Here is a 22586-nt window from a genome sequence, read left to right as displayed (position 1 = left end):
GCGGCATCCTGCCACGGGTGCACCGGGCGGTCAGCGCAGGTCGACCTCGACCCGGTGCCTGCGGAGGATCTCCAGCACGGTGGGGAACCGGGCGAGGCGGGCGCGGGCGACGTCGGAGTGGTGCCAGCGGAGCGTGAACGGGGCGGTGGCGCCCCAGCGGCCCCCCAGGCAGTCGTCCAACGCGTCGAGGTTCCAGCCGAAGTACCCGCCGGGGCCGTTCACGGCCTCGCCGACGGCGCAGTAGAAGCTGTCCTCGTCGACGAGCTGCCGGCCGTCGAGCTCGTACACCGTGCCGGGCGGGGCGTCGGGCAGCCCGCGGTGGCCGTGGTGCCACAGGGCCACGGAGAGCCAGGCGTGGCGCCCGGCCGGGCCGAGCGAGCGCCAGAGGCCGGGGCGGTCCAGCCGGCCGGTGCGCCGGAGCTCCCAGGGCCACTCGGAGTGCGGCAGCAGGTCGTCGCCCCACAGGTCGAGCGTCAGGTCGACCAGCTCCGGGCCGAGGGCGGACGGACGGACCTCCCGGGCGGTGACCCAGTTGACGAAGTACGAGCCCAGCTCCGCGCCGGAGTGGTCCAGCAGGTCGAGGTGGGCGTTGCCGGCCTCGGCGCGCCGGCCGCCGAGGTGCCGCAGGGCGCGCTCCAGGCCGCCCTGCGGCACGCAGCCGAGCAGCCGGACCCGGCGCCGGCCGCCGGGAAGCGGACGGAACAGGCCGGTGGCGTCCCGGGCGTATGCCCAGAGGTCCTCGTCTTCTTCACCGGTCAGGCGGTACAGGGCTCGGTCCACCGTGCCAGCGTACGGGTGGGCCGGGTGGAGGCCGGCGCCGAGGGGGCGTCAGCGGCGGGCGCGGACGGTGAGGGGGCGTCAGCGGCGGGCGCGGACGGTGAGGGGGAAGAGGGCCGCCAGCGTGGCGGTCAGGGCGACGGTGGTGAGGGCGAGCGGGAGGCCGACGGCGTCGGCGAGGAACCCGATCACCGGCGGGCCGATCAGCATGCCGCCGTAACCGAGGGTGGAGGCGAGGGCGACGCCCTGCGGGCCGCCGGCGGCGCCGGCCCGGGCGATGGCGAGCGGGAACAGGTTGGCCAGGCCGAGGCCGACCAGCACGAAGCCGGTGACGGCGAGCGGCACCGAGGGGGCCAGTGCGGCGAGCAGCATGCCGGCCGCGGCGGTGAGGCCGCCGAGGAGCATCAGCCGGGTCTGGCCGAACCGGATGGAGAGCCAGGTGCCGGCGATCCGGCCGCTGGTCATCGCGAAGGCGTACGCGGCGTACCCGGCGGCGGCCGCGCCGGCCGTGGCGTGGACGTCGTCGGTGAGGTGCAGGGTCGTCCAGTCGGCGACGGCGCCCTCGCCGTACGCGGTGCAGAGGGCGGTGAGGCCGAGCAACAGGACGAGCAGCCGGGCCTGGGGCAGCCGGGCCGCCCCCGGGGACGAGGCAGCGGCCCGCTCCGGCACGACCACCGGTGCGGCGGGACCGCGGAGCAGGACGACGCCCGCGGCCACCGTCACGACGAGCCCGAGCAGCCCGCCGAGGGCGAGCGCCCACGCGGTGGTGAGGGTGGTCGCGAGCAGCCCGCCGACGCCCGCGCCGAGCAGGCCGCCGAGGCTGTACCCGGCGTGGAAGCTCGGCATCACCGGGCGCCGCAGCTGCGCCACCAGGTCGACGGCGGCGCTGTTCATGGCGACGTTGGCGCCGCCGTAGCCCGCGCCGAAGAGCAGCAGGACGCCGCCGAGCGCCGCCACCGAGTGGGCGTGCGCGGGCAGCGGGACGGCGAGGCTGAGCAGGGCGAGCGAGCCGACGGTGACCGGCCGCGAGCCGTACCGGAGGCAGAGCCGGCCGACCACCGGCATGGTGGCGACGGCGCCGGCCGAGACGCAGAGCAGGGCGAGCCCGAGTGCGCTGTGCGAGGCGCTGACCTGGCTGCGGATGTCCGGGATGCGGACGACCCAGGCGGCGAAGAGGAAGCCGTCGACGGCGAAGAAGGCGGTCAGTGCGAGGCGCGCGGTACTCCAGGAGGTGCCGGCCGGGCCCTGCGGGGGGACGTCGGGACGGCGGAGGGTGTCGGAGGCGGCGGGTGTGCTGCGAGACTGGGAGGACGGCAGGTCGGTGCGGACATGGTCACGGATTTTGTTTCGGAGCGGCACAAAGTCACAATAGGGGCGTGCAGCTCACTCCTTCAAGTCCGAGGCCCTCCGGCTCGACCCCCGGCACCGAGGCCGACCGCGACGTGCAGCGCGACGCCCACCGCCGTGCGGCCCCCGACCGCGGCCGGACGCTGCTCGGCCCCGCGCTCTCGCTCATCCACACCGGACAGACCCCGACCCGCTCGGCGCTCACCCGCGCGCTGGACGTCACCCGGGCCACCGCCGGCGCGGTCACCGCGGAGCTGGAGGCGCTCGGTCTCATCACCGTCGATTCCCGCCCGGCCGGCGGTGGCCGCGGCCGCCCCTCGCACCGGCTGGCCATCGACCCCGAGGGCCCGGTCGTCATCGCCGGACAGATCCACGCCGACGGCCTGAGCGTCACCCTCGCCGGACTCGGCGGACTGCTCGAAGCGCCCGTCCACCGGCCACTGCCCGCCGCCACCGACCCGGTCCGGATGCTGCGCGCCGTCGCCCAGGCGGGCGCCGAACTCGCCCGCAACAGCAACCGCCGCTGCCTCGGCGCCGCACTCGCCCTGCCCAACCCGGTCACCGAACCGGACGGCACCGCGCTGGCCGCCCTGCACTTCGCCTGGCCCAGCGGCACGCCCGTCGCCGACCTGTACGACGTCGAGGTCGGCCGCGCCGACAACGGGCCGCGCGCGCTCGACCCGCTGCCCGCCGCCATCGCCAACGACGCCAACCTGGGCGCCCTCGCCGAGTACCGGCACGGCGCCGGCCGCGGCGCCCGCCACCTGTTGCTGGTCACCTCCGGCCACCGCGGCGTCGGCGGCGCGCTGGTCATCGACGGCCGGCTGCACACCGGCAGCGCCGGGCTCGCCCTGGAGGTCGGGCACCTCACCGTCGACCCGCAGGGCCGGCCCTGCCAGTGCGGCAACCGCGGCTGCCTCAACTCGGAGACCGACCCGGACGCCCTCTTCGCCGCGGCCGGGCTCACCCCCGACCCGGACCGCCCCCTGCTCGACCAGGCCCGCGAGCTCTGCCGGGCCGCCGCCACCGACGAGCGCGCGCGGGCCGCGGTCGAGCACGTCATCGACCGGCTCGGCCTCGGCCTGGCCGGTGTCGCCAACATCCTCAACCCGGACCGCGTGGTGCTCAGCGGGCTCCACCTCGACCTGCTGGAGGCCGCGCCCGAGCGGCTGCGCGCGGTGGTCGCCGAGCGCTGCCTGTGGGGGCGCAGCGGGCGGGTGCCGATCGTCGGCGCGGAGCTGGCGCACGGTGCGCTGGCCGGTGCGGCGGAGCTGGCCTGGCGGCCGTACCTGGCGGACCCGCAGTCGGTGGCGGTGCGCTGAGGTGGTGGAGCGCTGAGGTGGTGGGGGCTGGGGCGGTGGAGGTGGTGGGGCAGGGCGGGGTGGCCGGCGGCCCGGCGGCCCGGCGGCCCGGCGGGCGCGATAAGCGGAAGCTGGGGCACCGCAAACGGTCACTTATTGTGACTATCGTACACTCGTAGTGAGCGACCGGGGGGTCGAGCGAGGAGAGTGACGGATGGGCACCCAGCTGAGTGCCGAGCGCGCGGGCGCCGGGCGGACCGACGACGTGGACCGCACTGACGAGGCCTACCGCAGCTGGCTCAAGGAGGCGGTCCGCAAGGTCCAGGCGGACGCCAACCGCTCCGCCGACACCCATCTGCTCCGCTTCCCGCTCCCCGCGGACTGGGGCATCGACCTCTACCTCAAGGACGAGTCCACCCACCCCACCGGCTCGCTGAAGCACCGGCTGGCCCGCTCGCTCTTCCTGTACGGGCTCTGCAACGGCTGGATCCGTCCCGGCAAGCCGGTGATCGAGGCCTCCAGCGGCTCCACGGCCGTCTCCGAGGCGTACTTCGCGCAGCTCGTCGGCGTCCCGTTCATCGCCGTGATGGCCAAGTCCACCAGCCAGGCCAAGATCGACCTGATCCAGTTCCACGGCGGCGAGTGCCATCTGGTCGAGCGCTCCGACGAGGTGTACGAGGCCTCCGCCCGCCTCGCCGCGGAGACCGGCGGGCACTACATGGACCAGTTCACCTACGCCGAGCGGGCCACCGACTGGCGCGGCAACAACAACATCGCCGAGTCGGTCTTCGCCCAGCTGCGCCTGGAACCGCACCCCGAACCGGCCTGGATCGTCGCCACCGCCGGTACGGGCGGCACCTCGGCGACCATCGCCCGGTACGTCCACTACATGCAGTACGACACCCGGATCTGCGTCGCCGACCCGGAGAACTCCTGCTTCTTCGACGGCTGGGTCCGGCATGACCCGGAGGCGGTCTGCGACAGCGGCTCGCGGATCGAGGGGATCGGCCGGCCCCGGATGGAGCCGAGCTTCGTGCCCGGGGCGATCGACCGGATGATGAAGGTCCCGGACGCCGCCTCGATCGCCGCCGTGCGGGTGCTGGAGGAGGTGCTCGGCAAGAAGGCCGGCGCCTCCACCGGGACGGGCCTGTGGAGCGCCCTGAAGATCGTCGCGCAGATGCGGGCGGCGGGGGAGCGGGGCAGCGTGGTCACCCTGATCTGCGACCCGGGTGACCGCTACCTCGACAAGTACTACTCGGACGACTGGCTGGCCGGCGAGCGGATCGACATCGCGCCGTACCGGGCCCGTCTGGAGTCCTTCCTGGCCGGCGGCGCCTGGTCGGGCTGACGCCGGGACCGCCCGAGCGGCTGGGGGTCGGGGGTCAGGCGGCCGGGGGCCAGGCGGTCAGGTGTAGGGCGGTCAGGCGCTGGGTCCCGGGTATGAGGCCGGGGCCCGGGGCGTGTGGGCCCGGCCGGGGGCCCGGCTCGTGGTGCGGCTCGGGCCTGGCTGGGGGCCGGTTCAGACGCTGGGCCGGCGCTCGGTGAGGAGCAGGGTGCCGGTCAGTGCGACGGCGACGGCCGTCGCGCCGTGGATGCCGTACGCGGCGGCCGCCGAGCCGTGGTGGCTCAGCACGTTGAGTGCGTCGTCGAGCGGGACGAGCGCGTCGGCCAGCAGCAGCATGCCGAGGGCCCGGCGGTGGCCGGTGGCGAGCAGGGCGAGGATGGCGATCCCGGGGGCGAGGTCGCGGATGCCCTTGACGTCGAAGAACGCGGTGGCCCCGCCGTGCGGCCACTCGGGCAGGCCGAAGCCGCTGACGGTGCTCTCGGGGGCGAACAGGTAGCTGAGGCCGACGTAGCCGATGCCGAGGGCGAGCAGGACGGCCAGGACGGTGGCGGTCCGCTCACGGGCGGTGCGGGCGGTGCGGCTGCCGGTCGGTCCGGCGGCCGAGGCGCCGGTGTCGGTGGTGCCGGTGCCGACGGCGGACGTGTTGGCGGCGGACGTGCTGGCGATGGTGGCGGTGCCGGACATGGTGGATCCCCCTTGATGCGAATGCGAACCGGAATCTTGCGCTGCACTGTTTTCTAGCGCCGCTAGGAACTGAAACGAAGCTAGCGCGATCGGCGCTCCCTTGTCTAGCGCTGCTAGAATTCGTTTCATGTCAATCCAGGAGCGCCGCGAGCGCGAACGCGCCGACCGGCATCGGCTGATCATCCGGACCGCCCGCGAACTGGCCGAGGCCGAGGGCTGGGAGGCGGTGACGACCCGTCGGCTGGCCGAGCGGATCGAGTACAGCCAGCCCGTGCTCTACAGCCACTTCGCCAACAAGGACGCGATCGTGGCCGCGGTCGCGGTGGAGGGCTTCTCGGAGCTGGCCGCCGACCTGCGGGCCGTCGTGCGGAAGGCCGACGGGCCGGCCAGGGCCTTCGCCGCCGTTGCCGACGCCTACCTCGCGTTCGGCGCGGCCAACCCGGCGCTCTACGACGCGATGTTCACCCTTGCGACGGACCTGCCGTTCGGAAAGCCGGAAGCGCCCGCCCCGCTCAAGGAGGCGTTCGCCGCGCTCGCCGGACCGATCGCCGAAGTGTCCGGCGCCGAGGACCCGGGGCCCTTCACCGAGATGGTCTGGGCGGCCCTGCACGGCCTGGTCACGCTGGCCCGCAGCGGCCGGCTGCGTCCGGACTTCGCGGAGCACCGGCTGGCACTGCTGGTGGAGCGGATGCTGGGGGGCGAGGCCCTCGGGGACTGACGGGACCGCGCGGCGGGGGCGAGGTCGTCAGCCGTCGCCCCGTCCTCCCGGTCCTCCCGGTCCTCCCCGTCCTCCCGGTCCTCCCCGTCCTCCCGGTCCGACCGGAACGACCGGTCCTCCCGGGGCCTCCCGGCTCGCCCCGCGCTGCTCGGGCGCCAGCCGGAGGACCGCCGTGCCGCCCGCAAGGTCGATGCCGGTCCGCTTCGGTGCGCCGTCGTGTTCGTCGTCCCGCAGTACCAGCTCGATTCGGCGTTGTTCCAGCTGGGCGCGCTTGCCCGGGTAGAGCAGCGCGTGCAGTTCCTCGGTGGCGGTGGTACCCGCACGGCCCCCGCCGGCCCGCGGGCCCACGCGTGAGTCCGCGGCCACGCCGCCCGCTTCCGGGTGCGCGAGCAGCCGGCGGGCGACCGCGCCGAGGAAGAACACGACGACCAGGGCGGCGGGCAGCAGCAGCCCGCCGGCCGCGCCGGTGAGAAGCACGTCCATGACAGCCCAACGCCCCTCCGGCGGGGGCGAGTTCCCGGTCCTGCCGGGCCGGACCGGGCCGAGCAGAGCCGAATCGGTCAGATCGAGCCGAACTGGTCGGGGTCGGTCGGGCGCAGGTCCGGCCAGGGCAGGGCGGCGCAGGTCCGGCCCGGGCCAGTCGGGCGCAGGTCCGGTCAGGGCAGCCGGGCGGCCGGGAGGTCGGCGGGGACGAGCAGCTGGAGCTCCTCGGTGGACGGGTCCTCCAGGTGGGCGACGCGCATCGCGTGCCGCTCGACCATCGTCTCGAAGACCTGCCGGGCCGTGCGCCCGTTGCCGAAGTTGGGGCCGCGCTCCAGGGTGGCGAAGTGGTCGAGCAGCGCGCCCTCGGTGGCCTCGGCCAGCGCGTACTCGTGTTCGGCGCACTGGGCGCGGGCGATCTCCAGCAACTCGTCCGCGCTGTAGTCGGAAAAGGTGATGGTCCGTGAGAAGCGGGACGAGATGCCGGGGTTGGCGGAGAGGAAGCGTTCCATTGCGGCGGTGTAGCCGGCCACGATGACGACCACCTCGTCCCGGTGGTCCTCCATCAGTTTGACCAGGGTGTCGATCGCCTCCCGGCCGAAGTCGCGGGCACCGTCCTCGGGTGCCAGCGCGTACGCCTCGTCGATGAAGAGCACCCCGCCGCGGGCCCGGTCGAAGGCGGCGGCGGTGCGGATCGCGGTGGAACCGATGTGCTCGCCGACCAGGTCCACGCGGGCCACCTCGACCAGGTGGCCGCGTTGCAACACCCCGAGCGAGGCCAGGATTTCGCCGTAGAGCCGGGCCACCGTGGTCTTGCCGGTGCCGGGGGCGCCGGTGAAGACCAGATGCCGCCGGAGCGAGGGGGCCTTGAGCCCGGCCTGGCGGCGGCGCCGGCCGACCGAGATCAGGTCGATCAGCGTCCGGACCTCCTGCTTGACGGTGGCCAGGCCCACCAGCGCGTCGAGTTCGGCCAGTGCCTCGTCGGCGGGCCGGCAGTCGGGGATCGGCCCGATCGCCGCCGGGGCCGGCCCGGGGGCCGGGGCCTGGGCGGCCAAAGGGGCCGCCGACGGCGGTGCCGCAGGGGCGAGTTGGGCGGCCCGCGGGGCGGGCAGTTCGGGCGCGGGCGCGGCCGGGCCGACGTCGTCCGAGGTGCAGGCCTCCACCACGGGACCGGGCTCGGAGAACTCGAAGCCGGCCCGCTCGTTCTGCTCGGCCCGGCAGCGGGTCAGGGCGGTGCGGCAGCCGTCGATGATGTGGAAGCCGAAGCCCTTGCCGTGCGAGACCCGGCAGTTCTCGAAGGTGCCGCGGCCCTGCGCCGAGACGTACACGCCGGCGTCCGAGCTGGCCCGGACGGTGCAGTCGCGCACCACCGGGTCGGCGCCCTTGGTGACGATCACGCCGGTGGCCACGTCGGAGATCTCGCAGTCGGTGAGCAGCCCGCCGCTGCCGTGGTCGCGGAACCAGAGCCCGGTGCCGGCCTCCTGGACGCGGCAGCGGGAGAGCGTCACCCCGGCGCCGCCGCTGACGGACACGGCGGAGCTGCGGATCCGGCTGAACGAGCAGCCCTCGGCGGTGGCGGCGGAGTCGCGGTCCAGGACGAAGAGCGCGTCCGGCAGGTCGTGCAACGAGCAGTCGGTGAGGGTGAGCCGGGCGCCGTCGCTGACCCAGAGCGCCGGGTACTCGCCGGACGAGCCGTGGATCTCGCAGGACTCGGCGGTGGCCTCGGTGCCCTGGTCCCAGACCGAGAGCGCGCCGCGCCCGAAGTCCCGCACGGTGCTGTTGACCAGGCCGAGCCGGGCCCGGCCGCGCAGGTCGGCGCCGTTCTCCGGCAGGTCGTGCACCCGGCAGCCGGTCAGCACCAGCTCGGCCTCGCCGTCCAGGGTCAGGCCGTTGCCGGTGACCCGGTGGATGTCGCAGTCGACCAGCCGCCCGCCGGCCTGGGCCTCGGCCTGCACGCCACTGCCGCGGATCTCGTAGATCTCGCAGCCGGTCAGCTCGGCGGCGCTGCCCGGGTCGGTGAGCAGCACGCCGGCGCCGGTCGCGTGGTGGATGCGGCAGCGCTGGAGCGCGGCGGTGGCGCCGCCGAGGACGGCGATCCCGGCCTGCCCGGCGGCGGCGACCTCGCAGTCGTCGAAGGCGGCGGCGGTTCCCCCGCCGCGCAGCCGCAGGCCGAGACCGGCCGGGTTGGTGACCACGCAGCCGCGCAGGGTGGGCCGGGCGCCGTCGGTGACCTCGACGCCGCTGGCCGAGCGGGTCTCCACCCGGCAGCCGCTGAGCGCCGGCGTCGCCTCCGGGCCGGTGACCAGCACGGCCGGTACGGAGCTGTCGCTGCCCTCGATCACCAGGTCGCGGACGGTGGCGGCGGCCGTGACGGTCAGCGGGACACCGCTCGGCGGATCGATCCGGACGGTGCCGGGGCCCTGCGCCGGGACGAGGGTGACCGCCTTGTCCAGCACCAGGTTCTCCCGGAAGGTGCCCGGCCGGACGGTCACCGTGTCGCCCGGTTCGGCGGCCGCGAGGGCCTCCGCGAGCGTGTCGTACTCGCCGGCGCGGCGCCGCCAGCGGGATGCGCTGTCCTGGGTGACCCGGACCCTGTGCTCAGCCATGACGGTCTGTCGTCCCCACCTTCGTCGAGCCGGCGATCAACGGGCCGTACGCGCGGGGGTGCGCGGGCCGTCCGCCCACCGTAGCGCGCCCGCGTGCGCGGTCCGCCCGCGCGGCGCGGAGAGGTGCCAGGGGCCGTTTCGTCTTCACCACATGCTTCAACGAGCGCGCACAGTTCCGGTTCCGGACATCACGCCGGCGGGCGGGGCGGGCGGCGGGAGCCCGCTGCTCAGACCAGTTCGTCGGCCGGCCAGTGCGCGCCGTCCTCCAGCACCTCGACCTCGTCGCCGATCCGCAGCGTGCCGAGCACGTCGCCCTCGGTGCCGGCCGGGCGTTCCGGGATCAGGTTCTGGCCGAACGCGGCCTTCTTCAGCAGCTTGTGGTGCCGCGCCAGGGTGCGCAGCGGCTCGGGGCCGCGCCGCTCGCCGCTCTCCTGGTCGGTGGTGGTGATCACGCACCGGCCGCAGGGCTTGACCACCTTGAAGGTGAGCGCGCCGATCCGGATCCGGCGCCAGCCGTCCTCCGCCCACGGCTCGGCGCCGTCGACCACCACGTTCGGCCGGAACCGCTCCATCGGCAGCACCTCGTGACCCCCGGGGTGGTCCTCGGCGATCAGCGCGTTGAGCTCGTCGAGCGAACCCGTGCTGGTGAGCAGCAGCGGGAACCCGTCGGCCATCGAGACGGTGTCGCCGGGCGAGGAGAAGGCCGGGTCGGCCGGGCGGGCGCGCGGGTCGTCCAAGTGCACCAGGCGGTAGTCGCCGAGGTGCTCGGCGATCCAGAGGTGGGCCTCCTTGGCGGCCTCGGCGGCGCTGAAGCGGGCGCCCCAGACCTCGACCTCGGCGAGCGGGTCGCCCGCCGCGACGGCCGGCGCCGGGACCTCGATCCGGGAGCCGCCGGGGGCGGTGAGGGTGAGCGTGCCGTCGTCGGCGAGCTTGGTGCGGATCTGGCCGAGGGCGGCGTTCTCGCGCTGGCTGACGAAGCGTCCGGTGGGGTCGGCCAGCATCCAGCGGCGGTCGCCGAGCAGGCCCCAGGGTTCGACTCGGGCGCTCTCGGGGCTCAGGCGGTACATCGACTTGACGGGGTAGACGTGAAGTCCGGTGAGCTGCATTCCCCCATCCTGCCAGGAGCCGCCGCGCCGTCGGCATCCGGTTCTCGGGGCCGTACCGGGCCCCGGACGCGCACGGACCGCCCGGACGCCAGGTGAGGTGGCGGTCCGGGCGGTCCGTGGATGACCCGTTTCTCCGTACGCCCGGAGCGCGGTGGCTCCGGGTGGTGCTCAGGTGGTGCGGGTTCGGGCCGGGTGGGGCCGGCCCGGGGTGGCGGGCTCGACCTAGTAGCCCTGGCCCTGCGGCTGGTAGCCCTGCTGGAACTGGCCGGGCTCGGCGTACTGGCCCGGGCGCTGCGGCTGCATCGGGCGGACCGGCGCGACCGGGGAGGCCGGGCGCAGCTGGGCGCCGCCGAAGGACTGGTCGCCGCCCTGGCCCTGGAAGCCGGAGCCGGCCGGACCGGACCCGCCGAAGGGCTGCTGGCCGCCGAACGACTGCTGGCCGCCGAAGCTCTGCGGCCCGCCGTGCTGCTGGCCGGCGGACTGCTGCGGGCCGCCGAAGGAGCCCGGGCCGCCCAGCGGCTGCGCGCCGAAGGACTGCGGGCTGCCCTGGCCGGCACCCACGAAGGTGTTCTGTCCGCCGAAGCTCTGGCCGCCGGACGGCTGGTAGGCGCCGCCGCCGGTGGCCTGCGAGAACCCGGGGGCGGGGGCCTGCGGGCGCTGGCCGGACAGGTAGGCCTGGGGGCCGCCGTAACCGGGGACGGGCGGCTGGGGCGCGGAGGCGTACGCCGGCGCGGGCTGCGCCGGGATGTACGTCGTGGCGGGGCCGGCGGAGGGGCCGCTGCTCGGGCCGGGGCCCAGGGCGAGGCGGGCGGGGGGCAGCGCGGGGAGGCTGCTGCCGGGGGTGTCGTACCCACTGCCGTACCGGTTCTCGTAGGACGGGCCGAGGCCGGATCCGTAACCGGAGGACAGTGCCGGCGGCAGGGCGGCCGGCACGTTGATGGGCGCGATCTGCGGGACACCGCGTTCTGCGACGAGGGAGTCGTAGATGGGCGTGCCGGAGGAGAAGGACGGAGAGGGGTAGCCGACTCCGTCGTAGGAGCGGGGCGAGGTCATGGGGCATACGGTAAGCCCACAATGCGCCTGCTGAGGAGAGTGGGAGGCCGAGCAGTTCGAGTGTTTACACAGTCTTCGCTCGCACAAAGGTTTCGAAAGTAGTAAGAACGGACATTCTGGCGTCGAGTTCAGGCCAGGTTCGGGCCGGGGTGCGGCCTCGAACGGGGCTCGGACGGGGCCCGCGAAGGTCGTTGCGGTGTCGGGGCGGTGGACGGTTCGGGGACCGACGAAGAAACTTTTGCGGGCAGGGCGTGCGCTGGCGCATTCGAGCCCCCGCCGACGGACCGGCCGGGGCTCGTGAATGTTTCGGAAATAAAGTCCCCGTGAGAGTCTTCGGGGCCGCGAAGCCCGAGGTCAGCCGCCCTGCGCGCGTCCGCCCCCGGCCGGGCCCTCGCTCCGTCGGCTCCGCCCTCCGGCGGGTCTGCGTCTGCAGCCCCCGCGTCCGGCGGACGTGAGCCGCCCCGGGTCAGCGGACCGGCGCCGGCCGGGGGGAGGCCTGGGCGGGGAAGCCCGGGCGGCCCGCCACCTCGGAGGTGCAGAACGAGCAGCGTACCGCCGCGGCCGGGATCGGGCTCAGGCACTCCGGGCAGTCCGCCTTGGCCACCGGTGCCGGCTTGGCGCCGTCCAGCTTCGCCTGGAGCCTGCCGACCGGCACCACCACGATGAAGTAGATCACCGCGGCCACCAGCACGAAGCTGATCAGCGCGTTCACGAACACGCCGTACGGGAAGCGGGTGCCCGCGACCGTGAAGGTCTTCTGGGTGAAGTCGCCGACGGCGCCGGTCGCGACGCCGATCAGCGGGGTGAGGAAGGCCGTGACGAACCCGGTGACGACGGCGGTGAAGGCCGCGCCGATGACGATGCCGACCGCGAGGTCGACGACGTTTCCGCGCAGCAGGAAGCTGCGGAATCCCTTGAGCACCGGGTGACTCCAAATCCGTACGGAGGAGGGTGGGATGGGACCGCGGGCCCCGGCCGGACATCCTGCCGACCAGGGGTGCCCGCGGTCCAACCGCGTTCACCCGAACCGCGTAATGCGGCGAGGCGGGTCAGGCGGTGCGCAGGCGCTCCGCGTACGGCTGGATCCGGGCCACCGCCGCGGCGATCCGGCGGACGACGGGTGCGTTCATGTGCGACCAGAGCGGCACGGTGAGGACCGAGTCGGCCGGCCGGTCGGTCAGCGGCAGCGTCCCGGCCTGCCCGAGGTGGGCGTAGGCGCGCTGGCGCTGTACCGGCGGGTGGAAGTAGCGGCGCGAGTCGATGCCCTCCGCCCGCAGTGCGTCGGCGAGTTGGAGCGCGGTGAGCCCGAACGCGTCGGCGTCCAGGATGAGGGTGAGGTCCTTGAAGGTGGAGACGTCGCCCTCCTCCGGCAGGGCGAGCCGCAGTCCGGGCAGGCCGGCCGTCCCCGCGGCGAACTCGGCCACGAGTGTGCCCCGGTGGGCCACCCTTTCGGGCAGCCCGGCCAGCCAGTTGAGGCCGACGGCGGCGTGCAGCTCGCTCATCCGGGCATTCAGGCCGGGGAAGAGCGTGTCGTAGTCGCCCGGGTTCCCGTAGTCGCGGGCGGTGCGCAGCCGGCGGGCGAGGCCGGCGTCCCGGGTGGCGACCAGGCCGCCCTCGCCGGCCACCGCGACCTTGGTCGGGCTCATCGAGAACACCTCGGCGTAGCCGAAGTTGCCGATCGGCACGCCCCAGCGGCGGCTGCCGAAGCCGTGCGCCGAGTCGTAGACCAGCGGCACGCCGGCCGCGTCCGCGACCTCCTGGAGTCGCTCGGTCTGGCAGGGCGTGCCGTAGACGTGGGTGGCCATCAGCGCGGTCGGGCGGTCGGCGGCGGCGAGGCGGGCGGCCGCGTCCTCGGGGTCGAGGGTGATGTCCCGCTCGCGGGCCTCGGCGAACACCGGGTGCCGCCGGCCCAGTGGGCGGCGTGGGCGGTGGCGGAGAAGGTGAAGTCGGGCATCACCACCGGGCGCCCGCCCTCGACACCGGCGGCCTGGAGCACCAGCATCAGGCCGGCGGTGCAGTTCGAGACGGCCACCGCGTGCGGCACGTCCAGCAGCTTGGCGGCGGTCTCCTCGAGTTCGGCGACGGTGCGGCCGTTGGTCAGCTGTCCGCTGTCCAGGACGGTGCCGAGCCGTTCCAGCAGCGCGGCGCGGTCGGGGACGCGCACCCGGGTGAGCGGGAGGCCGTCCGGGAACGCGGGCGTGCCGCCGAGGGCGGCAGGCAGGGTGGCCTGGTCCTTCTTCGGGGTCAGGTTGCCGACCGTGCCGACCACGAACGCGTCCTGCGGGAGCCCGAGTTCCGTTCGGGCGGCGGCCCGGGCGGCCGGCCCTGCGGGGGCGCCGGCGAGGTCCGGGCCGTGGTGCACCACGTGCACCCAGGCGCCGGGGCGGCGGCGGGCGGCCGGGATGGTCCGCTCGACGGCGTGCGAGACGGCGATCACCGCGTCGTTGCGCCGGTAGGTGAGCGCGTTGGCCCAGCGGGTGGCCGTCCGGTAGCGGTCCCAGACGTTGTGCTCGGTGTGCACCAGGCGCGGCGATCCGGCGGTGGGCGCCAGCAGCCGCGCGGCGGCGGCCGGGATCGGCATGTGGGTGTGCACCAGGCCGTAGCGCCGGGTGGCGAGCAGCCGGCGCAGCCGCAGCGGCCAGCGCGGGTCCGCCCGGCCGGGGGTGCCCGGGCCGGCGCCGTTCCCGGTGCCCGGGCCGGTGCCGTTCCCGGGGGCGCCGAGGCAGTGCACCCGTACCCCGGCCTCGACGAGCGCGGGGGCGAGGGCGTCCTTCCACGGGAGCACGTACGCGACCTCGATCTCGTAGCGCGACCGGTCCGCGTGGCGGGCGCAGTTGAGCAGCAGCTGCTCGGCGCCCCCGCGGCCCAGGCCCTTGGCCAGCCAGAGGACCCTGGTCGGTCCGCTCACCGCTCCTCCCCCTCGCGCAACAGGGCGGGCTCGCCGTGATCGCCGTCGCCCCCGGAGGCCTGGGTGCCGTGGCCGTTGGAGCCGTTGGAGCCGTTGGTGTCGTTCGCGCCGTGGCCGCCGGTGCCGGTGCCGGTGGCGCCGCGCCGTGCCCAGCTGGGCGCCGTCCGCTCCGCCGATCGTCCGGCCGGCCGGCCGGACCCCCGCTCCGCCGCCCGTTGGCCACCGTGCTCCGGCGCGGGCGCCCCCGGACGCGGCAGGGCCGTCTGCGCCGAGCGGCCGCCGAGCGCCGCCGTACCGCCGCCCGCCGCGCTGCGCCGCCGGCGCCCGGTCGGGCCGTACGTGCCGAGCAGTGCCACACCGGCCACCGGCACCCCGGTCCGGGAGAGCAACTCCGAGACCCGGTCGGCCTGTTCGGGCGTCACGTTGCCGCTTCGCACGGTCACCAGCACCGCGTCCGCATGCTGCACCAGGTCGTACGCGTCGTTGGCGTGCAGCAGCGGCGAGGTGTCGACCAGGATGACGTCCGCGTACCGGCGCGCCCGGCGCAGCGCCTCGGCGGCCCGCAGCACCAGCGCGGCCGGATAGGCGGTGGTGTTGCCGCCGGTGATCAGCGAGACCCCCTCGGCGTTGGTCGGCCGGATCAACTCGTCCAGCTCGCCCAGCTGTTCGCCGCTGAGCAGCTCGGCCATGCCGGGGCCGCCCCCCCACGCCGAGGTGGGCGTGCAGCTGCGGGTGGCGGAAGTCGCAGTCCAGGACGAGGACCTCGCGCCCGGTCTCGGCGAGCGCGGCGGCCAGGTTGGCGACCGTGGTGCTCCGCCCGTCGCCGCTGCTGCCGGAGGCGACCAGCACCACCGGCGCGGGCCGGGTGAGCCGTCGCGCGACGGCCTCGGCGGGCTCCCGGTCACCCTGCCCGTGGACCGGCAGCGCCAGCGCGTCCGGGCCGGTGAGCAGCAGGGTCGAGCGCAGCGACCGGTAGGTCTCGGCGGCCGGGTCGGACGGCCGGGCGCGCACCAGCGGCTCGCGCAACCGCCGTGGGCGGCGCGAGAGTTGTGGCACCTCGCCGATCACCGGCAGGTTGAACGCCTCCTCGACCGCGTTGCGGGTGCGCAGCCGGGTGTCCATCCGGCTGAGCATCAGCGCCGCGACCACGCCGAGGGCCAGCCCGAGGGCCACCGCCAGGCCCAGCCGGACGCTGCGGGTGGGGGAGGAGAGCAGGCTGGTGGTGCCCTGGCGGGCGTCGATGCTGCCCCACTGCTGGATGGCGTCGGTCTGGGCGCCGTTCTGCAGCTTGCTGATCGCGGTCAGCGTCGCGGTCAGCGAGGTGGACGCGGCGGTCAGCTTGGGCTGCAGCTTGGGCTGGTCGTCGGCCGACGAGCGGTTGAACTGCTGCTGGATGTCGTCCAGCGCCTTCTGCTGCGCGTCGGCCTGGGCCTGGAGCTTCTTGACGGTCTCGGCGGCGCTCTTGGCGGACTCGTCGCTGAAGCCCTTGATGATCGCGGCCGAGTACGCGGCCGCCAGGTCGGAGCACGACTGCTGGGTCGGTCCGGTGGTCGCTATCGACAACATCTGGGCGCTGTCGGCCGTCACCGTGCGGCGGGCGATCACCGCGGCGGCGTCGGTGCCGAGCTGCTTGGCCGCCGCCGTCGCGACGTCCGAGCCCTGCGCGTACGAGAGCACCTGGTCGGCCCGCACGGTGTCGCCGGCCCCCGCGACCGGCGTGATGGCGACCTTGCACTTCCACTTGGCGTTGTCCACCGTGCCACCGGCCGGGGTCAGGAGCCAGCCGACGACGAGCGCGGCGAGCGTGCAGCCGACGAGCAGCCGCCAGTACCGCCGCAGGACGGTGAAGTGGTTTGCCGGTTCCACCGGTTGGATCCCCTCGCGTTCGTGGTGCGGTGGTGCTGTGGAACTCCCGCCCGGGGAAGGCCCGTTCGGGAGCGCGGCGGTCCGGGTGCTGCTACCTGTGCCGGGCGTGCGGCACGGTGGAATCCCGTGGCTGCTGTCGCAACCCGCCCCCTGACGATGCGCTCCCCCGTGGCGGCGCGGGGCGCGCCGGCCCTCGGCCCGCCGCCCCCGCCGGTCCCCTCCTGCGATGCTTGCCGAGCCGCGACGTGCGGCGCAACCGTTCTGGCGATACTGGGGCCCGGCGAATCAGGGCGAACGGGACCGCGGTGGCCGGATCCCGTCAGACCTGGCGCAGCCGCAGCGAGCGCTCGTAGAACCCGACCATCTGGGCCGACACGTGATGCAGTGTGAACGCGGTCAGGAACCGGGCCCGGGCCGCCTTCGCCCGCATCCGGGCCGACGCCCGGTCCTCCAGCGTGTCGGTGAGCGCCGCCGCCAGTTCGGCCGGCCGCTCCGGTGCCACCAGCCGGGCGTAGTCCTCCGAACCGACCGTCTCGCGCAGCGCGGGCACGTCCGCACAGATCAGCGGCACGCCGACACCCATCGCCTCCATCGCCGCGCTGCCCAGCCCCTCCCACCGGGAGGGCACGGCGAACGCGTCGGAGGCGGCCATCAGGTCGAAGACGTCGTCGCGCGGCCCGAGGAAGCGCACGCTGCCGGCCGCCTCGGCGAGCGCCGTCAGCCGCGCCGTCTCGGCACCCTCGCTGCCGGCCAGCAGCAGCACCGCGTCCGGCTCGGCCCGCAGCACCCCGGGCCAGGCCTCCAACAGCACGTCCAGGCCCTTCTGGTACTGCTGGCGGGCCGCCGCGAGCACCACCGGGACGTCCTGCGGCAGGTCCAACGCGGACCGCACGGCGGCCCGCCGCTCCGGGGTGACGGTGCCCAGCAGCTCCGGGTCGCGCCCGCGCGGGACGACGTCGATCCGCTCCCGCGGCACCCGCAGCCGCTGCGCCATCGCCCCGGCCACGTACCGGGTCAGCGCGTGGAAGCGCCGGGTGCCCTGGGCGGTCGCGGCGTCGACCGCCTGCGCCGCCCGCACCTTCCACGGACTGAGCCCGCGCGCGCCGAGGTGCTCCGGGCCGTACGCCGAGTTCACCAGGCTGGAGACCACCGGGGTACAGGCCGACAGCGCGGCGGCCCGGCCGAGCACGTCCGACTCGTAGAGCGTGGTGTGGACGAGGTCCGGCCGGCGCTCCCGGACCAGCCGGTGCAACGCGGCGGCCGTCCGCCCCCGGGTGGGCCGGCCCACACCGAACACGTCGGCGCCGGCCGCGGTCAGCTCCGGCTGGAAGCCGCCGGGCGAGTCCTTGAGGTACGCGACGTCCAGCTTCACGCCGGCCCGCACCAGTTGGGGGGCCATCGCCACCAGACCCTGCTCGGCCCCGCCGACCCTGCTCACGCTGTCGATCACATAGAGCACATGCACAGGCCAACCCCCGCCCTCGTGGGCGCGCCCGGTCTCCCATGCCGGCCGGCGCCCTGATTGCGGATCAGCATCGCAGGTGGCGACCGCGGCCCGCCAGGGAATCGGCCAGGACGGTCCCCGGCCCCGGGGGCGGCCGGGGGCGGCCGACGGCGTGCGGCAGGGCGCACGACCGGCGCGGTCAGCGTGCGACGGCATCGAACGGCGCCCACCGGGAGTACCCACGCGGGCGCGCAGGCCACCACCGGGTTGCGCGAAGGGGCTGTACCGCGCCGGGCCCTGTGCCAAGGTCGATCCCATGCCCGAAGCGACGCCGGCGAAGACGGCCGGAACCCGCCCCCGCATCCTCCACCTGATCACCGACCCGCGCCGCCGCGGCGCCCAGAACCTCGCCCGGGACCTCCACAGGGAACTGCGCCGCCGCGGCCAGGCCTCCGCACTGCGCGCCCTCGCCCCACACCCCGACGCCCACCCGGACGCACCCGACACCCGCGCCACCACCGTGCTCGGCCCCGGCCGGCTGCACCCCGCCACCCTGCGCGCCCTGCGCGCCGCAGCCCGCACCGCCGACCTCGTCGTCGCACACGGCTCCGCCACCCTCCCGGCCTGCGCCCTCGCCCTGGCCGGCACCCGCACCCCGTTCGTCTACGTCTCCATCGGCGACCCCCGGCACTGGACGGCGAGCCCGCTGCGCCGCCTGCGCACCGGCGTCCTGCTGCACCGGGCCGCCGCCGTCACCGCGCTCGCCGACGAGGCCCGCGCCGTCCTCCAGGACCGGTTCCGGCTGCCCGCCGGGAAGGTCCGCACCATCCCCAACGCCCGCGCCGCCGACCGCTACCCGCCCGCCGACGGCCCCGCCGACCGACGGGCCGCCCGGCACGCCCTCGGCCTGCCCGCCGACGGCCTGCTGGTCGCCTGGATCGGCGCGATCGCCCCCGAGAAGCGGCTCGACCTCGCCCTCGACGCCCTCGACCGGATCCCCGACGTCCGGCTCGCGGTGGCCGGCGACGGCCCGCTGCGCACCGCCCTCGAACAGCACCCGGCCGCCGCCCGGGCCCACTTCCTGGGGACCCTCGCCGACCCGGCACCGCTCTACCGCGCCGCCGACGCGCTGCTGCTCACCAGCGACAGCGAGGGCGTGCCCGGCGTCCTGATCGAGGCCGCACTGGCCGGCCTGCCCGCCGTCGCCACCGACGTCGGCTGGGTCCGCTCGGTGGTCCAGGACGGCCGCACCGGCGCACTGACCGCCCCCGGCGACCCGCTCGCGCTCGCCGAGGCACTGGCCAAGGTGCTGGCGGGTGACCGCGCCGCGCTCGGCGCCGCCGCCCGCGAGCACGCGCTGGCGCACTCCGAACTCGGCGTCGTGACCGACCGGTGGCAGGCACTGTTCACGGCGGTCACCGGCCGGGAACGGGGGTGACGGTGCCGACCGTGCATCAAGACCCGCACCCGCCGTAGGCATCCGGCCGGAGCGGGCGGATACTTCCTCCGCGGCGCGCTCGTACGACGGAGCCATCAGGGACTCGGCCCGGACGCGCCGGCACGGGGAAAGGTCACCGGACATGGTGGTACTCGCGGGCCTCGCGGCCCTTGCAATCCTCTGGCTCGCCACCGGAGTACGGGTGGTCCAGCAGTACGAGCGGGGAGTGGTGTTCCGGCTGGGCCGGGTGAGCGGACGGGTCCGCCAGCCCGGCCCGACCCTGCTGGTGCCGGTCGTCGACCGGATGCGCAAGGTGAACGTCCAGGTGATCACCATGCCGGTGCCCGCGCAGGAGGGCATCACCCGGGACAACGTCTCCGTCCGGGTCGACGCGGTGGTCTACTTCCGGGTGGTCGACCCGGTGCTGGCCACCGTCGACGTCCAGAACTACGCCTTCGCCATGTCGCAGGTCGCGCAGACCTCACTGCGCTCGATCATCGGCAAGAGCGAGCTGGACGACCTGCTCTCCGGCCGGGAGAACCTGCACCGCGGCCTGGAGCTGATGCTGGAGAGCCCGGCCCTCGGCTGGGGCGTGCACATCGACCGGGTCGAGATCAAGGACGTCGCGCTGCCCGACTCGATGAAGCGCTCGATGGCCCGCCAGGCCGAGGCCGACCGTGAGCGCAGGGCCCGCATCATCACGGCCGACGGCGAGTTCCAGGCGGCCGAGAAGCTCGCCCAGGCGGCGCAGATGATGGACAGCACGCCGTCCGCGCTGCAGCTGCGCCTGCTCCAGACCGTGGTCGAGGTGGCGGCGGAGAAGAACTCCACCCTCGTCCTGCCGTTCCCGGTCGAGCTGCTGCGCTTCTTCGAAGGCGCCACCCCGAAGCCCGGTGCGGCCCCGCAGCAGGCGGCGGCGCCCGCCGCCGACGCGCCCGCGCTCGCGAAGACGGAGCCCGCGCCCGCCCTGGTACCCCCGCGCCCGGAGCACGCCCCGCGCCCGGAGTGAGGAGCCGGCTCGTCCGTCCGGCCTCGTACCGGGCCGTCACCGGGCCTGGCTCCGTCACCGGGCCTGGCTCCGTCACCGGGCCTGGCTCCGTCACCGGGCCTGGTCCCGGCATCGGCCGCGGTCCCGTCACCGGGCCTGGCCGCGGCCCCGGGGTGGCGACAGGACGGTGACGGGCCGGGGGCGGTCCCGGGCCGGGCTGCGCCGAACGGGCGAATCCCGGCCCGGCCTCCCCGGGCCGACTGGTCGATGACGATCCGTCACCGTCAGACTGCCCGGTGTGAAGACGCTGTTGAGGTCCACCGTCCTGCTCGCCGTCGCCACCGGGATCGCCGCATCCCCCGTCCAGGCCGACGCAGCCACCAGCCAACCCGCCACCGAGGGTTCCCGGTTCACCCGGATCGACCAGCCCCAGGCGGCGCGCGCGAGCGCCCGCACCGAGGCCGTCGAGTTCTTCTGGTACGACTGCAGCCACTCCCAGCAGTTGGAGAAGCCGCTCCAGGCCTGGACCGAGAAGCACCGCGAGGACGTCGACCTGCGCCGGGTGCCCGCGATCTGGCCGCGCAGCCGCGGGGAGGTCACGCAGCGCGGCCACGCACGCCTCTACTACACGCTGGAGCGCCTCGACCTGGTCGAGCGCCTGCAGACCAGCGCCTTCCGTGCGATCCACTCCAACAAGCAGGACCTCACCACCGAGGAAACCGCCACCAACTGGGCGCTGCGCCAGGGCGTCGACCCGCAGCAGTTCCGGGACGCCTACCGCTCCGCCGACGTGCAGCAGGCCGTCGACGAGGCCGCCGCGATGTTCGTCCGGTACGGGATCAACGAGCTGCCCACCGTCGTCGTCCAGGGCGAGCAGCGCACCTCGCCGACCCAGGCCGGCGGCGTCGAGGCGATGCCCGACGTCCTCGACCGGCTGGTCCAGCAGGACCAGCAGCGCAATCCGCGCCACGAGCAGCACTGACCCCGACCCGATCACCTTCACCGAACCGACCCCCGGTGACCACACCCTGCGCCAGAGTGGACGCCGGGTCGCACCGCCGAGGCCGGTAACTGCCGTGGTGGCGGGCCCACTTCTCGATACCGGCGGTACCGGAGAGGGCAGGGGTCCGTGGGGGACAACGCGCGCAGCTCGTCGACGAGCGCGACAGCCAGACATCGGCCGCCCCGAGGCGGCCCGCCGCCGGAGCTGGTCTTCAAGCGCCGGCCGAGCCCCACGCAGGTGGCCCGGGAGCTCGGGGGCGCACGGGAGTTGGTGCGCGCTGGCCGAGCGCGACCTGCGCGCCCGGTACAAGCAGGCGGTGCTCGGCTTCGCCTGGGCGGTGCTGACCCCGCTCGCGCTCTGTTCCATCACCGGGCCCGGCTGGGCTCCTGGGGGCGGGAGTGGGTCGTCGGCCGGTTCTCGCTGGAGGGCGTCACCTCCGCCTTCGAGGAGCTGTACGGCCGGGTGCCGGCCCGCCCGGCCCGGGTGACGGGCTGGCTGAAGGACCTCGAACAGATGACCCGGTACGAGTTCACCAAGCCGGCCGCGCTGCGGCTGCTGGGCCGGTGATCGCCGGAAGGCGTTGCATCTAACTGGTACGTGGGAGTTTAATAGTTAGCATGAGCGAGCTGACGATCCCGCACATCCGGCACCGCCACGTCGACGTGAACGGCCTGCGCGTCTTCTACCGGGAGACCGGTCCGAGCGACGCGCCCGTCCTCCTGCTGCTGCACGGATTCCCCTCCGCCTCCCACCAGTTCCGCCGGCTCCTCGACACGCTCGGCACCCGCTACCGCCTGATCGCCCCCGACTACCCGGGCTTCGGCCACAGCGACAGCCCCGCGCCCGGTGACTTCACCTACCGCTTCGACACCCTCGCCGACGTCGTCGAGGGCTTCTGCCTGGCCCTCGGGCTGGACCGGTTCGCCCTCTACGTCTTCGACTTCGGCGCCCCCGTCGGCCTGCGGCTGGCCACCCGCCACCCAGAGTGGATCACCGGCCTGGTGGTCCAGAACGGCAACGCCTACGAGGAGGGACTCTCCGACCTGGCAAGGGAGTTCATCGCCAACCAGCACGGTGTCGACGGCGCCGCCGAACGGGCGCGCTCCATCCTCACCCTGGAGGTCACCCGCAGCCAGTACGAGGGCGGCACCGGCGACCGGGAGCTCGTCGCACCCGACGGCTGGACCCTCGACCAGCACTTCCTCGACCAGCCCGGCCGCAAGGACATCCAGGTCGAACTCGCCCTCGACTACCACTCCAACGTCGCGCTCTACCCGGTCTGGCAGGAGTGGCTGCGCGCCCACCGGCCGCCGACGCTGATCCTCTGGGGCGTGGGCGACCCGTTCTTCACCGAGCCCGGCGCCCGGGCCTACCTGCGCGACCTGCCCGACGCCGAGCTGCACGTGTTCGACACCGGGCACTTCGCGCTGGAGGAGAAGCTGCCGGAGATCGCCCCGCTGATCGACGACTTCCTCGCCCGCACGCAGAAGTAGGCCCGTGCCCCGGCCGCCGGTCCGGGGTG

20 protein-coding genes and 1 pseudogene are annotated in these 22586 nt (G+C 75.1%); 10 read left to right on the top strand and 11 right to left on the bottom strand.

The window, feature by feature from the left end; genetic code table 11:
* Positions 1–30 precede the first annotated feature (30 nt).
* Complete coding sequence (locus C2142_RS06840) at positions 31–780, bottom strand: barstar family protein (RefSeq protein ID WP_148641549.1); 750 nt, start codon at positions 778–780, stop codon at positions 31–33.
* Between the two features lie 78 nt (positions 781–858).
* Complete coding sequence (locus tag C2142_RS06835) at positions 859–1983, bottom strand: MFS transporter (RefSeq protein ID WP_241003128.1); 1125 nt, start codon at positions 1981–1983, stop codon at positions 859–861.
* A 236-nt stretch (positions 1984–2219) separates the two neighbouring features.
* Here C2142_RS06835 and C2142_RS06830 point away from each other — a divergent pair, with 236 nt between their 5' ends.
* Complete coding sequence (locus tag C2142_RS06830) at positions 2220–3446, top strand: ROK family protein (RefSeq protein ID WP_148642241.1); 1227 nt, start codon at positions 2220–2222, stop codon at positions 3444–3446.
* Positions 3447–3639: 193 nt separating this feature from the next.
* Positions 3640–4773, top strand: coding sequence for a PLP-dependent cysteine synthase family protein (locus C2142_RS06825; RefSeq protein ID WP_148641548.1), 1134 nt, complete (start codon positions 3640–3642; stop codon positions 4771–4773).
* Between the two features lie 171 nt (positions 4774–4944).
* On the opposite strand, the gene C2142_RS06820 is transcribed toward C2142_RS06825, so the two are convergent.
* Positions 4945–5454, bottom strand: coding sequence for a DUF4267 domain-containing protein (locus tag C2142_RS06820; RefSeq protein WP_148641547.1), 510 nt, complete (start codon positions 5452–5454; stop codon positions 4945–4947).
* A gap of 127 nt (positions 5455–5581) precedes the next feature.
* Here C2142_RS06820 and C2142_RS06815 point away from each other — a divergent pair, with 127 nt between their 5' ends.
* Entirely contained in the window at positions 5582–6172 is a 591-nt protein-coding gene (locus tag C2142_RS06815) for a TetR/AcrR family transcriptional regulator (protein WP_148641546.1), read from the top strand.
* Positions 6173–6199: 27 nt separating this feature from the next.
* Here C2142_RS06815 and C2142_RS06810 read toward each other — a convergent pair whose 3' ends face one another.
* The 7 genes and pseudogenes from C2142_RS06810 to C2142_RS06775 all read right to left on the bottom strand — a co-directional run bounded on the left by C2142_RS06810 (position 6200) and on the right by C2142_RS06775 (position 15014).
* Complete coding sequence (locus tag C2142_RS06810; RefSeq protein WP_148641545.1) at positions 6200–6655, bottom strand: DUF6191 domain-containing protein; 456 nt, start codon at positions 6653–6655, stop codon at positions 6200–6202.
* Positions 6656–6828: 173 nt separating this feature from the next.
* Complete coding sequence (locus C2142_RS06805) at positions 6829–9258, bottom strand: right-handed parallel beta-helix repeat-containing protein (RefSeq protein ID WP_148641544.1); 2430 nt, start codon at positions 9256–9258, stop codon at positions 6829–6831.
* Between the two features lie 227 nt (positions 9259–9485).
* A complete protein-coding gene (locus C2142_RS06800) occupies positions 9486–10364 on the bottom strand; it encodes an MOSC N-terminal beta barrel domain-containing protein (RefSeq protein WP_148641543.1) in 879 nt (292 codons plus the stop codon).
* A 222-nt stretch (positions 10365–10586) separates the two neighbouring features.
* Positions 10587–11417 carry a DUF6643 family protein gene (locus C2142_RS41940; RefSeq protein WP_346766363.1) on the bottom strand — a complete coding sequence of 277 codons (831 nt, stop codon included), beginning with the start codon at positions 11415–11417 and terminating at the stop codon, positions 10587–10589.
* A 466-nt stretch (positions 11418–11883) separates the two neighbouring features.
* Complete coding sequence (gene mscL / locus C2142_RS06790) at positions 11884–12339, bottom strand: large conductance mechanosensitive channel protein MscL (protein ID WP_148641542.1); 456 nt, start codon at positions 12337–12339, stop codon at positions 11884–11886.
* A gap of 127 nt (positions 12340–12466) precedes the next feature.
* Positions 12467–14325 (bottom strand): annotated as a pseudogene (locus C2142_RS39470) (aminotransferase class I/II-fold pyridoxal phosphate-dependent enzyme).
* Positions 14322–15014: a CpsD/CapB family tyrosine-protein kinase gene (locus C2142_RS06775; RefSeq protein WP_162600481.1), complete on the bottom strand. Its 693-nt coding sequence runs from the start codon at positions 15012–15014 to the stop codon at positions 14322–14324. The pseudogene C2142_RS39470 and the gene C2142_RS06775 overlap by 4 nt, the downstream one beginning before the upstream one ends.
* Positions 15015–15130: 116 nt before the next feature.
* Here C2142_RS06775 and C2142_RS39465 point away from each other — a divergent pair, with 116 nt between their 5' ends.
* Both C2142_RS39465 and C2142_RS39460 read left to right on the top strand, forming a co-directional pair.
* Positions 15131–15301 (top strand): hypothetical protein, encoded by a 171-nt coding sequence (locus C2142_RS39465; RefSeq protein WP_241002420.1) that lies wholly within the window; start codon positions 15131–15133, stop codon positions 15299–15301.
* A gap of 243 nt (positions 15302–15544) precedes the next feature.
* A complete protein-coding gene (locus C2142_RS39460; RefSeq protein ID WP_162600480.1) occupies positions 15545–16345 on the top strand; it encodes a hypothetical protein in 801 nt (266 codons plus the stop codon).
* A gap of 165 nt (positions 16346–16510) precedes the next feature.
* On the opposite strand, the gene C2142_RS06765 is transcribed toward C2142_RS39460, so the two are convergent.
* Positions 16511–17629, bottom strand: a complete 1119-nt coding sequence (locus tag C2142_RS06765) for a glycosyltransferase family 4 protein (RefSeq protein ID WP_241002419.1) — start codon at positions 17627–17629, stop codon at positions 16511–16513.
* A 322-nt stretch (positions 17630–17951) separates the two neighbouring features.
* On the opposite strand from C2142_RS06765, the gene C2142_RS06760 reads away from it, so the two are divergent.
* The 5 genes from C2142_RS06760 to C2142_RS06740 all read left to right on the top strand — a co-directional run bounded on the left by C2142_RS06760 (position 17952) and on the right by C2142_RS06740 (position 22557).
* A complete protein-coding gene (locus C2142_RS06760; protein ID WP_206670917.1) occupies positions 17952–19073 on the top strand; it encodes a glycosyltransferase family 4 protein in 1122 nt (373 codons plus the stop codon).
* Positions 19074–19215: 142 nt separating this feature from the next.
* Positions 19216–20082 carry a slipin family protein gene (locus C2142_RS06755; RefSeq protein WP_148641540.1) on the top strand — a complete coding sequence of 289 codons (867 nt, stop codon included), beginning with the start codon at positions 19216–19218 and terminating at the stop codon, positions 20080–20082.
* A gap of 277 nt (positions 20083–20359) precedes the next feature.
* A complete protein-coding gene (locus C2142_RS06750) occupies positions 20360–21043 on the top strand; it encodes a thiol:disulfide interchange protein DsbA/DsbL (protein WP_162002421.1) in 684 nt (227 codons plus the stop codon).
* A gap of 291 nt (positions 21044–21334) precedes the next feature.
* On the top strand, positions 21335–21631 hold the full coding sequence (locus tag C2142_RS06745) for a hypothetical protein (RefSeq protein WP_148641538.1): 297 nt from the start codon (positions 21335–21337) through the stop codon (positions 21629–21631).
* 50 nt (positions 21632–21681) lie between these two features.
* Positions 21682–22557 (top strand): alpha/beta hydrolase, encoded by an 876-nt coding sequence (locus C2142_RS06740; protein ID WP_148641537.1) that lies wholly within the window; start codon positions 21682–21684, stop codon positions 22555–22557.
* Positions 22558–22586: the final 29 nt, after the last annotated feature.

It is taken from the genome of Streptomyces sp. CB01881 (assembly GCF_002953255.1).
In the GTDB taxonomy this organism is placed as follows: domain Bacteria; phylum Actinomycetota; class Actinomycetes; order Streptomycetales; family Streptomycetaceae; genus Kitasatospora.
The sequence above is the reverse complement of the archived record's forward strand: the minus strand, read 5'-3'. Positions and strand labels throughout refer to the sequence as shown.

Excerpts from the sequence above, each read along its gene's own strand:
- C2142_RS06825 (WP_148641548.1), top strand. The coding sequence starts at position 3,640 with ATGGGCACCCAGCTGAGTGCCGAGCGCGCGGGCGCCGGGCGGACCGAC.
- C2142_RS06820 (WP_148641547.1), bottom strand. The coding sequence starts at position 5,454 with ATGTCCGGCACCGCCACCATCGCCAGCACGTCCGCCGCCAACACGTCC.
- C2142_RS06815 (WP_148641546.1), top strand. The coding sequence starts at position 5,582 with ATGTCAATCCAGGAGCGCCGCGAGCGCGAACGCGCCGACCGGCATCGG.
- C2142_RS06810 (WP_148641545.1), bottom strand. The coding sequence starts at position 6,655 with ATGGACGTGCTTCTCACCGGCGCGGCCGGCGGGCTGCTGCTGCCCGCC.
- C2142_RS06805 (WP_148641544.1), bottom strand. The coding sequence starts at position 9,258 with ATGGCTGAGCACAGGGTCCGGGTCACCCAGGACAGCGCATCCCGCTGG.
- C2142_RS06800 (WP_148641543.1), bottom strand. The coding sequence starts at position 10,364 with ATGCAGCTCACCGGACTTCACGTCTACCCCGTCAAGTCGATGTACCGC.
- C2142_RS41940 (WP_346766363.1), bottom strand. The coding sequence starts at position 11,417 with ATGACCTCGCCCCGCTCCTACGACGGAGTCGGCTACCCCTCTCCGTCC.
- C2142_RS06775 (WP_162600481.1), bottom strand. The coding sequence starts at position 15,014 with ATGGCCGAGCTGCTCAGCGGCGAACAGCTGGGCGAGCTGGACGAGTTG.
- C2142_RS06760 (WP_206670917.1), top strand. The coding sequence starts at position 17,952 with ATGCCCGAAGCGACGCCGGCGAAGACGGCCGGAACCCGCCCCCGCATC.
- C2142_RS06755 (WP_148641540.1), top strand. The coding sequence starts at position 19,216 with ATGGTGGTACTCGCGGGCCTCGCGGCCCTTGCAATCCTCTGGCTCGCC.
- C2142_RS06740 (WP_148641537.1), top strand. The coding sequence starts at position 21,682 with ATGAGCGAGCTGACGATCCCGCACATCCGGCACCGCCACGTCGACGTG.